The sequence below is a fragment of the Hyphomonas sp. NPDC076881 genome (assembly GCF_050269995.1).
Lineage (GTDB): Bacteria > Pseudomonadota > Alphaproteobacteria > Caulobacterales > Hyphomonadaceae > Hyphomonas.
In genome coordinates, this window is record NZ_JBNNJJ010000010.1 from 190,381 (window position 1) to 197,106 (window position 6,726).

The window sequence follows — 6,726 nt, forward strand, 5'->3', positions numbered from 1 at the left end:
AGCCTATGTTTTCATCTATCTTGTTCATTGCAGAACCTCGTATGGCATCTGATTTTAAGCGGAATGTCGATAAGTTCTGGATAAGCATGCTCTACATCGCGCCCTACCGGCTTTCAGGCGCGCCAATCTCCTGTAATCTCAGCACGAGCGCATTTTCAAGCTGCTCCGGAACGAAACGGCTCCTTCCGAAAAGATCCTCGCGGCCTGCTTTGAGTCTCGCCAACAGCGTTGAAACGCTATCTGGATCCATCAACCGCGGAACAATCCGGGTAAGGATTTTAGCAGCATGGACACGAGTGTATTGAAACTGGTCCCGCCGGCTACTGAAGATAATGAGCTCTAGCAGCTGTGCAAGGCTGGAGAGGTGTTCGGTATGGTCGATCGCGCCGATCTGATCTGCAAAATCCAACATATCAAACTTCAGCGCTTTCAAGCCTTCAACGTCTCTTAGCGCATCGAACACACCTTCAAAGTCCAGTGGCTCCAGTTTCCGCTTGCCATCGCGGTGTTCCGCAATGACAGCCTCAAATGTCGGCTTCAATTCCTTCAACGAAGCTCTACGGCGAGACAAGGATTCCATGACATCAAACGCCGAGGCCAACCGACGTCGAGTAAGCTCAAAAACTTTCTCAATGAATGCTTTTCGAGTAGGGTCGTGCGTGTTCGCATGCAGCTCCCGCAACCGGTCGGGATTGTAACGTCGAAAATCTATGCTGTAGGTAAACCATTCTGCTTCTGGCCGCGACATGGCGCGCTTAAGTTCAACCCGCTCGACCAACTCGTCGAGCCTGTCAATCTGTCCGGAGGCGTACAAAGACTTCTGCTGCCGATTGCGCAACGTGATGCTTATGGCCTGGAGCAAAGCAGCAACTAGCACCAAGTCAACAAGCGCGCGCGCCAAAAAAGTAGCGTGCTGCCCCCACGGCTCTGTTGGCTTTAGTGTATCGAAGTTCTCGGGCGACAGGTAAATGTCCGCCCAGTCGACAATCGGGAGCGCTTTGGCGATCTCGATGCAGAAATACACGAACCAGGGCACAAGGTCATTGTGATCGGCGGCTTCGAAGTATGTCAGATCAAACAACCGACCTGCGTCGGCTTGCTTCAACGCGATCGGAACAATTGCCAGGACGAACATGAAGCCAAAGATGGCTTCATCACGATAGTCTTCTTTGAACCCCACTCTTTGCGGCACGCCTTGGCGGTATTGAGTGATGAGGGCGAGGTTTCTGTCTTCTTCGACCCATGCCCACAGCCTGGAGACAGAGAGCGCGAGCGTGAAACCGATGAAAGCCGGAATTAAGCCCAGAGGATCGGGGAGGTTCCAAGCCATGACGGCAAGGCAAATTTGAGTGCTCGCAATGATAAGATAGCGGTCCACAGCCGATGTATGACCGGCGCCTGCCGCATGCGATCCTATTCGAACGAGCAGCAGGTCCACAAGGTTGTAGAACGCCGCAAGGGGTCTGAAGAGGCTCGAAAACCGCGTCAGCGCGCGGCTCATGGTTCGCACGGGTGGGAAATCTGCCAGCCAATCGAAAATGATAACGACCGCGAAGATTCCAAAGATCACGCCTGCGAGAATGAGGCCGACATCTTTGCCTATACGCGTCGTCTCGGTCCATCCTCCTGCAATCAATGCCAAGCCGGCGATGCCAAACACCGCCACCGTAGCAATGAGGGCACTCAATGCTTCAGCGTGCCCCTGCTCGCGCCGGTACTCTTTAACGTCCGAAGCGACGCTATCTGGATTTTCCTGATCGGAGTTGCCCGTTGGTGCATGGACCTTTTGCCGTTCAATAAACTCCTTGTGTGCGTATTGGGCAAACAATGCTGCATTCCACCCTCGAGCCAGAAGGGCGGTGCCAAAGAATGCAAAGAAGGTCGCAAGCGCCGCAGACCCCGAAAGCGTCCCGACAATGCTTCTGCCGTCCAGCGTAGCGAACTCTCGCCGCAGTGGCTCCACAAACACCACTGATGTGATCGCGAGCACCACCATGATACCCAGTGTCGCAAAAGGCAACGTCCGGCTCGGCCCTTTTGCCATGTTGTCTGGCGGATCAAGCAATAGGAGCAAAAGTGGCAGCAGCAGTGTCCATGAGGATGCTGTCGCCAGCCAGAGCCAACTGTCTACCCCCACCAAAAAAGGAGCCTTGATCAAGTTAAAGCCCGCGTATGGACTGAAGTTTATAACTATGATCAGGACGACGCCCAGGGCCCCGGCAGCAGACAAGAGCGTCAGTGTGTTCCTGCGGGACCCGAACAGCTTGCTCGCGAATGACGCTCTTCGTTGGTCGCTGGCCCCTACTTCAACATCATCAAACTTCGCGCTTCCATCAGCCATGCTCGTCCCCACGATCAGCAATTTTTTGCCCTTATTCCATCAACCTTAAATCAGGACATTCGCGACGGAAAGGTGAACCCTCGAAAATCCGGCACAATTTGAATGACGGGCCCGAAACTAGGCAGCTCCCGTCGCATCAACGGCTTGGAAGACGACGACGAGAGCAGCAGCTAAGTTTCCACTCGAAGCACGACCAAGAGCTCTCGCAGCAACTGTTCGGCCCGGTCAGCTCGTAGCGTATGTAAAAGCACGGACCTGCCCGAAAGCTCTAGAACAATATCAAGCACATCGTCCGAATGCCGCATAAGTCCGACGAGGTGCTCTCCGCTCGGGCCATACTTTCCAGAGAACCAATTTTTGACCGTGCGCTCGTTCGCGCCTGTCCAGGCGACCGCGGTCTTGATCCGCGCTCGATTGGCCCCCAGCGATCGGTTTAAGGCGCTGGCAATTTCAGCAGCATAACGATGCTTACTTCCTGCCCCGCCTCCAGTGGGAAAGAACTTGCCCTCTTTCGGAAACGACATTCCTGCCTCCTTCGGTTATGAAGTTGATCCGAACTCGTCCCCTTCTTCTAGCTTGAAGGGCCTACCTGCTGATAATGAGGAATTGTTGAGGTGTCTGGAAGGAGACAGCCGACAACGCGCCCGCACGCGCCAGATGATCAGGCAACGCGCGATCCCGTGGTTGCTTATGTCCGCATGTCGACTGACCACCAGAAATACTCAACGGAAAATCAGCTTGATGTCCTGCGCCGCTACGCCGAGGACCGGGGCTATGAGATTATCCGTGTCTATGAGGATTCCGGGCGGTCGGGCCTGAGGCTGGATGGACGCGAAGCCTTGCAGTCATTGATCGCAACTGTTTCATCCGGCCAAGCCGACTTTCAGGCGATCCTTGTATATGATGTCAGCCGCTGGGGCCGGTTTCAGAATGCGGATGAAGGCGCCTATCATGAGTATGTCTGCTCCCGCGCCGGAATAAGGGTTCACTATTGCGGCGAGCAGTTCGAGAATGACGGCAGCATCGGCTCGAACCTCCTCAAGACCGTCAAGCGCGTGATGGCCGGTGAATACAGCCGGGAGCTTTCGGTCAAAGTCTTTGCGGGTCAGTGCCGGCTTGTGGAGCTCGGCTACCGCCAAGGCGGCAATCCCGGCTACGGGCTGCGCCGCCTGCTCATCGATGAGCAGGGATCGCCGAAGGGAGAACTCTCCAAGGGGGAGCGAAAGAGCCTACAGACTGATCGGGTAGTGCTCATTCCAGGACCCGATGGGGAATGCGAGATTGTCCGAGAAATCTACACATTGTTCGTCCTCAGAGGCCTTTCTGAAACACAAATCGCTTCTCTGCTCAATGCTCGCGGTGTCCTGACAGACTTTGATCGCCCGTGGACCCGCGCCTCCGTTCACCAGATTCTGATCAATGAAAAATACATCGGCCACAACGTCTACAACCGGGTTTCCTTCAAGCTGAAACAGCGCCGCGTCAAAAACCCGCGCGAGATGTGGATCCGGGCCAATGACGCTTTCCCGGCAATCGTCGAGGAAGCCCTCTTCCTCCGGGCCCGGCAGATTGTTGATGCGCGCAGCCAACACCTCTCAGATGAAGACCTCCTGACAAAGCTGCGAGGCCTTCTCCAGCAGAAGGGCGTGCTCTCAGGCTTCATTATAGATGAGTGTGAGACCATGCCGTCCTCAGGCGCCTACAGGCACCGTTTTGGCAGCCTCCTGCGGGCTTACCAGCTGATTGGATATGATCCGGAGCGGGACTACCGATATATCGAAGTTAACCGGCGCCTACGCGCCGCCCATCCTCAGTTTGTGGAGGACATCATCTCAGGCATACGAACGGTCGGCGGAAAGGCTGAGGTCGATGCTGCCACGCAGCTGATCTGCGTGAACGACGAGTTTGCGCTCTCTGTGGTCCTTGCCCGATGTAGCGCAACTATGGCCGGCTCTCTGCGCTGGCACGTGCGTCTCGATGCTGGCCTAGTTCCAGACATCACGATTGCCGTGCGGATGGATGAGTTCAACCGCCGCCCGCAAGACTATTTTCTCCTGCCAAGTTTGGACATCACGTCGGAAAAGCTTCGCTTGAGCGAGCAAAACGGCCTCGGCCTCGATGCCTATCGGTTCGACACGCTCGACTACCTCTTTCTCATGTCCCGAAGAGCTCAGCTTGTGGAGGCGTTATGATCGACGACGAGTATATCGAAAGCGCACCAAGTCAGGTGACGGTGGTCCCCATCGACCGTATTCGGATCCTCAATCCCCGTATCCGCAACCGGCGTAATTTCGCAGACATGGTCGAGAGCATTGCCAAGGTGGGTTTAAAGCGCCCCATCACTGTTGCAGCCCGCAAGAATACCGATCCTGCCGAATATGATCTGGTCTGCGGCCAAGGCAGATTGGAAGCCTTTGTGGAGCTCGGGCAGTCTGAGATCCCCGCCGTTATTATACAGGCCGAAGAAAGCGATTGCCTGGTCATGAGCCTGGTTGAGAACTGCGCGCGCCGGCAGCACCGAGCCATCGATCTGATGCAGGAGATCGGCTCCCTGAGGAACCGCGGCTACACCGATCGCCAGATTGCGGGCAAGATTGGTGTCTCTACTGAATATGTCAGCATGATTGCCGGGCTTCTGGAACGTGGAGAGGAGCGCCTCGTCGCGGCCGTAGAGACAGGGCTCATCCCGCTCAATCTCGCTATTGATATCTCCAGGACAGATGATGAGGGCGCCCAGCGCGCCCTGACAGAAGTCTATATGGAAAAGAAGCTGCGAGGGAAAAAGCTCTCCGCGGTCTTGAAGCTTCTTCAGCAGCGCCAACGGCGTGGGCCACATATCAGGTCATCGCCCGCCGGCCGAACCGGAGCGAAGCGTCCTCTGACCAGCGATGCATTGGTCCGGGCATATCGACAGGAAGCGGATCGGCAAAAGCTCATCATCAAGAAAGCCGAGGTCACTCAGGGCAAGCTGCTATTCGTCATCGAAGCCTTCAGGGCCCTCAAAAAAGATGAAGCGTTTTTGAACCTGCTGCGCGCCGAAGGTCTCGGCTCACTGCCGCAATATATTGAGGACAGCCTCGTGGTTGGAGGAACGTCATGACCGACCCATTCGACCCTAAAGCCAAGGTCTTCGCCGCGTTCGAGCAAGACTGCATCACCCTCCCAATTGTCTCCATTCTCCCGCTGCGCAGGTTGCAAGCGAGCCTCAAACTCAGCCAGAAATACCGTCAGATCCTCGCCTCCATAAATGAGGTGGGACTAGTGGAGCCACCGGTTGTGGCGCGCGACCCGAAGCAGCGGGACACCTATCTGCTGGTGGACGGCCATGTGCGGCTCGAAGCTTTGAAGGATCTTGGCATCAAAGAGGTCGAGTGCCTCGTTGCCACCGATGATGAAGCGTTCACCTACAACAAGCGCATTAGTCGGCTTTCCCCAGTCCAGGAACACCGCATGATCCGGAAAGCGATCGATCGCGGCGTCCCGGAAGAAAAGATTGCCAAAGCGCTAGACCTCCAGCCTATGAGTGTCAGGCGCAAGGTTCGCATGCTGGACGGGATCTGTGACGAGGCAGTCGCCATCCTTAAAGATAAGCCCTGCCCCATGGCGCTCTTTGAAATCCTACGGAAAATGAAATCGCTCCGGCAGATCGAAGCGGCAGAGCTCCTGGTGAATGCCAACAACTATACTGTCGCTTATGCCTCTGCCATCCTGGCCGGGACCCCGCAGTCTCAGCTCGTCGATGGCGCCAAACCCAAACGGGTCATGAGCGTTACCCCGGAAACCATGGCGCGTATGGAGCGAGAGCTGGGGAGGCTGCAAGAGTCTATCACCTCAATCCAGGAGTCTTACGGCAAGGACCACCTGCAGCTCACCGTCATCAAGGGCTACATCTCGAAGCTCCTCGGCAACCCTCGGATTGTCCGTTATCTGATGCAGTATCGGCCAGAGTTTTTGAGTGAGTTTCACGCGATCGCAGAAATGGCTTCGACGATGCCGGCTGAGCCGGTTTGATGTCGTCATTGAACGGTCAGGCTCGGGATTATGATTTCCCAGGCGCCCCTCTGCATCTGGTGCTGCCATTCAGGAGAGTCATCAGCCTTAGTTTGAGAAACAGCGGCGTAGATTTCTCCGCGCTCAAATCTCAATCCATGACATTGCAGATGGACATTGCTGATCCCACGCGCATTCGAAAGTTAGCGGGTTAGAATTTCTCGCAAAGATTGCGATTTTGCAGAATTTATCCGGAAATTGCGCGCTACTATTGGGTTTATGGGAACTAACCCAGGCCAAGTGAACCGCGCCGATAACCCCGGAGGCTGTTTGGTTGGAGTCATGCAGCGATAGCGTTTTCCTTCAGGGCTGCAAAGTAGTTGGCCTCGGCTTCT

The 6,726-nt window shown here is 55.6% G+C and carries 5 protein-coding genes; 3 read left to right on the forward strand and 2 right to left on the reverse strand.

Features of this window, described 5'->3' with window-relative positions; translation table 11 throughout:
- Positions 1-103: 103 nt before the first annotated feature.
- Complete coding sequence (locus ACQKI2_RS12885) at positions 104-2,341, reverse strand: hypothetical protein (RefSeq protein ID WP_427380067.1); 2,238 nt, start codon at positions 2,339-2,341, stop codon at positions 104-106.
- A 170-nt stretch (positions 2,342-2,511) separates the two neighbouring features.
- Positions 2,512-2,865 carry a hypothetical protein gene (locus ACQKI2_RS12890; RefSeq protein ID WP_427380068.1) on the reverse strand — a complete coding sequence of 118 codons (354 nt, stop codon included), beginning with the start codon at positions 2,863-2,865 and terminating at the stop codon, positions 2,512-2,514.
- A gap of 174 nt (positions 2,866-3,039) precedes the next feature.
- Between ACQKI2_RS12890 and ACQKI2_RS12895 the strand changes: the two genes are divergently transcribed.
- Genes ACQKI2_RS12895 through ACQKI2_RS12905 form a run of 3 tightly spaced genes read left to right on the forward strand, consistent with a single transcriptional unit; the run spans position 3,040 to position 6,352 of the window.
- The gene (locus ACQKI2_RS12895) at positions 3,040-4,533 is read left to right on the forward strand and encodes a recombinase family protein (protein ID WP_427380074.1); all 1,494 of its coding nucleotides are present in this window, start codon (positions 3,040-3,042) and stop codon (positions 4,531-4,533) included.
- A complete protein-coding gene (locus ACQKI2_RS12900) occupies positions 4,530-5,441 on the forward strand; it encodes a plasmid partitioning protein RepB C-terminal domain-containing protein (protein WP_427380069.1) in 912 nt (303 codons plus the stop codon). Before ACQKI2_RS12895 ends, ACQKI2_RS12900 begins: the two co-directional genes overlap by 4 nt.
- Positions 5,438-6,352, forward strand: a complete 915-nt coding sequence (locus ACQKI2_RS12905) for a plasmid partitioning protein RepB C-terminal domain-containing protein (protein ID WP_427380070.1) — start codon at positions 5,438-5,440, stop codon at positions 6,350-6,352. Before ACQKI2_RS12900 ends, ACQKI2_RS12905 begins: the two co-directional genes overlap by 4 nt.
- Positions 6,353-6,726 lie beyond the last annotated feature (374 nt).